This is a genomic window from uncultured Chryseobacterium sp. (genome assembly GCF_913776365.1).
In the GTDB taxonomy this organism is placed as follows: Bacteria; Bacteroidota; Bacteroidia; order Flavobacteriales; family Weeksellaceae; genus Chryseobacterium.
In genome coordinates this window covers 1-3496 of record NZ_CAJYMO010000292.1, presented here as the reverse complement: position 1 = coordinate 3496, position 3496 = coordinate 1, and the positions used below count along the sequence as shown (strand labels likewise).

General features: G+C 47.3%; 4 protein-coding genes. All 4 read right to left on the bottom strand.

What is annotated here, in order from left to right:
• Positions 1-1008: hypothetical protein (locus QZ735_RS15315; RefSeq protein ID WP_294250082.1), on the bottom strand; the 1008-nt coding region annotated here is incomplete at its 3' end.
• Positions 1009-1018: 10 nt separating this feature from the next.
• Positions 1019-2056, bottom strand: a complete 1038-nt coding sequence (locus QZ735_RS15310; RefSeq protein WP_294250079.1) for a hypothetical protein — start codon at positions 2054-2056, stop codon at positions 1019-1021.
• The gene (locus QZ735_RS15305; protein ID WP_294250075.1) at positions 2049-2852 is read right to left on the bottom strand and encodes a molecular chaperone; all 804 of its coding nucleotides are present in this window, start codon (positions 2850-2852) and stop codon (positions 2049-2051) included. The genes QZ735_RS15310 and QZ735_RS15305 overlap by 8 nt, the downstream gene beginning before the upstream one ends.
• Positions 2853-2943: 91 nt before the next feature.
• Complete coding sequence (locus QZ735_RS15300) at positions 2944-3477, bottom strand: hypothetical protein (RefSeq protein WP_294250072.1); 534 nt, start codon at positions 3475-3477, stop codon at positions 2944-2946.
• Positions 3478-3496: the final 19 nt, after the last annotated feature.

Sequence of the window (3496 nt, the reverse complement as noted above, 5' to 3'; positions counted from 1 at the left end):
GAGTGACATTTCCATGATTTTACTGATGTTTCCCAGGGTATATTCGCTGCGGGAGCGCCTGTAGGTAGCGTAGGTATTGGTGATGACGGGGTCGCCCTGGTTGTTCAGCGTGTATGCATTCCCTCTGATGAAGACGGAGCCTGACGGAAGGTTGAAGCCTCCGGAGCCCATCACCTGATACATATTGATATTCTCCCCTACCCGCCTGTAGGCCGCTGTACTGCTGTTTCTCCTGTAATCTGTAATGACCGTATTCTGCAGATCCTGATACCGCTGCGATGAGGCGACATTCTGAACGGATACCGAAGCGTTACCGAAAATCTCTTTCTCGGGCTCACGGAACCCGGCAATGCTTATGCTGAACCGGGAGCTTCTTGCCAGCGGACCGGAAGGCATGAACCTGAAGATAAAAACAGAATCTTTCTGTACGGCTACACTGCCCCTTCGCTCCACGAAAATATTTTCCTGCGTGATTTCCGGGATTTTGAATACTACCGTTACGTTCTGGCGTGTATTGCCGAGATTGGAAACCCTGGCCCTCACTTCTATGGAATCCCTCATATTGTTGATATACAGTACGGGGTTTTCTGCCGTAATCCTCAGCAATGTATTTTCTGCCACGGTAAAAGCGGCCGCTTTTTCAGCAATGAGCGTATTGTCCGGACCTGTAAGATCAAACTGTATTTTCTTCGTACCGGCAGTGGCCTGGTTGCTGACCACCATTTTTACCGGCAGGAACACCGTTTCACCCGGTCCGAGCTCGGCTGCTATACCGTTGAAGGAAGCCGGCCTTATGCCTTCCGGTGCATGAATATTGATTTTCCCTTTGAAAAGGACCGGCTCATTATTTTTCAGGACAATGGTAAAATCCACGAGGGTCCGTTCAGCCATACCGGATTCACTGCGGACTTCCATCGCTATACCGGGAGTCTGCTGTGCAGGGATGATGATAAAGGCGAGCGGTATCAAAAAAACAGACGCTATTTTTCTGAGCAGATCGTAGGACATTGATGGAGGTTTACTGTGGGGTTATCTCAAACTGCAGGGTGGTGGAATAATCTTCCGATTTGGCACTCATGAACCGCTGGTCATTGGCACTGGTGGAATAATTGATATCGTAATAGACATTTGAACCCTGGGTGTATCCTCCTTTGGCGGCCAGCTGCTGCCAGGAAGCAAGTGCAATGGGATAGACCGAGGCACTGTTACCGTTTACCGGAGCGAGCGTAAGCTTTACGGCATCCAGCGGAAGGGTATTTCCGGCCGGTGATGTAAAATTGTTCTGAAGCGATCTTATTTTGATCTGATAATTGGTATTGCTGCGTACGGTGAGGGCATTCGAGTAGGAAACGTTTACGCCGTTGGCATAATCATTCCGGCTGTTGAACTCCAGGGCCCCGTTTACTGCATTGGCAGAAAATTTCAGTGACATTTCCGGTACATCCGGCGGTGTACCGGAAAGCGTACCGATCTGGAACTGGTAGACATGATCCATTCTTCCGATGACATTATTGTACCGGTCGTAGGCAGTAAACTGCATGGGCGCCACAAAAGTGGTCCACGAAGGATAGTTCCCGAGATAGGCACCACCGGCCAGCGTCAGGCTGTAACGGAGCTGAAGGTTATAATAATATCCGAAGAAAAGCAGCGGAAAGTTGTACATAGCCGCATTGGACTGGGGCACCAGGAAAATCTCCTGTCCTTCCTGCATCATTACATTCAGCGGCATCCCGATTTGTGAAATCGTAGGCACGGCATACGGATAGGCATTCCCGGAAGATGATACCGGACTGAATGAAAGCTTATTGGCCGGCAGCGTATGGTTACCGTCCGTAGAAGTCACCGGCTGTTTCAGCCTGACCGAAAGCCTCCAATACGGAACATTCAGATACCCGTTACCAGAAAAACTGGCGGTATAGGCATCCGGGATGGAACCTCCACCATAGGAGCTTACCGACATATATCCGTTGATCCATGAACTGTAAGACACCTGTGAAAGGCAGTGAATCCAGAAGCAGAGCAAAAGGATCAATGAAAATATCTTCCTGTTATTCATATACAAAGTTTAATTCACCCAGCTCAAGATTATCGCGGTCGCCATAATCAATCATTACCGAGGCGGTATATTTGCCTTTTTCAAGGCCGGCAGGCAGCGGAATGCTGACTTCCCTTCTATTCCCCGGCATGGTGTAAAAAATAATGGCGTCCAGTGCGGTTTTTTTACCGGTTTGGGTGTTGACAAGATCTGTCGTTATCTTGCCGTCTGCCCAGACATCACCCTGATTGTCGAAACTGAGATCAAGTGTTTTTCCTGCTTTTGCGTAGGCAAGATTCTGTATTTCGAGTTTTTTGTTTTTTGCAGCGGGCAATTTGTGGAAGAGCTTGATTCCTGACCGGATGCTTACTTTTATACTGGCTCCTTTGCTGTCTACATCATCCACCGGATTCATCTGGCTCACATACAGCACGGCGGTATGGGTCGGGGCTTTATCCTGCAATGCGGAAGGAACGGTAATGGTGACATCAATATCCTTTCGCTGTCCCGGAGCAAGGGTGAAATAATTGTCCTCTTTTTTTACGGATACCCAGCCGGCACATGAATTGGGAAGCGTATTGGCTGCAGACATGATATTTTCTCCCCGTTCATTATACTCCCAGTCTCCTAAGCTCACGGCAAGATCAAGTGAATTTTTGGTACTGACATTGGTTACGGTGACCTTCTGGGTATTGCTGTTTCCGAGTCCGGATTCAAAGTACAGCCTGGGCGGAGATACGGAAACACCTGTCTGGGCACTGAAATGGCCGCTGAAAAATACCAGAACGTAAAGTAAAATAAAAGGAAGTCTTTTCATTACAGAAATTTACTACTAAAATTACACAAAAAGTGTTACAATTTACGTTGTAACACCTTATATATTTTAATATTTCAGTAAGTTTTTCATATTATTGGGAAATAATAGTGTAGGTCAGTTCCGTCGTATATACCGTCGGGGTTTGTCCTGCAATATAATTATCCAGATAAGCATTGGCACCTGCACCTTTGTACTCGATGCTGATCTTTTTATCCACTCCGCCTACAGTGGAAGTTACCAGGGTGGTTTCGTTGGCTGACAGCTGTACTCCCTGTGCATACTGGGCTCCTGCAACAGGATCTGTCCCTGCACTGGCTTTTACCTGGATGGTATTGGCCTGGATGTTTTTGGCACCGTTCTGCAGAGCAGCGGTTGCGCTTTTCACTTTTACCTGAAATCCTCCGGTGCTGTATACGCTTAAATGATCTGCATTGGCAGAAGATACCCCGTTTGCATAATCGTCTTTTGTGGAATAATCAAGGTTAACGATTTTCTGGGCTGTATTAACAACCAGTGTCTGGATCGGTTTTAATCTTACATTGAGAGTAACTGCCTGTGCAGATTGCTGAGCGTTTACAGTAGCGAACCCAACCAGGGAAAGAGCGGTAAAAATGAACTTCTTCATGATGAAATGATGTTTTTAT

Coding starts and splice junctions, on each gene's coding strand:
- QZ735_RS15310 (WP_294250079.1), bottom strand. CDS start 2,056: ATGAATAACAGGAAGATATTTTCATTGATCCTTTTGCTCTGCTTCTGG.
- QZ735_RS15300 (WP_294250072.1), bottom strand. CDS start 3,477: ATGAAGAAGTTCATTTTTACCGCTCTTTCCCTGGTTGGGTTCGCTACT.
- QZ735_RS15305 (WP_294250075.1), bottom strand. CDS start 2,852: ATGAAAAGACTTCCTTTTATTTTACTTTACGTTCTGGTATTTTTCAGC.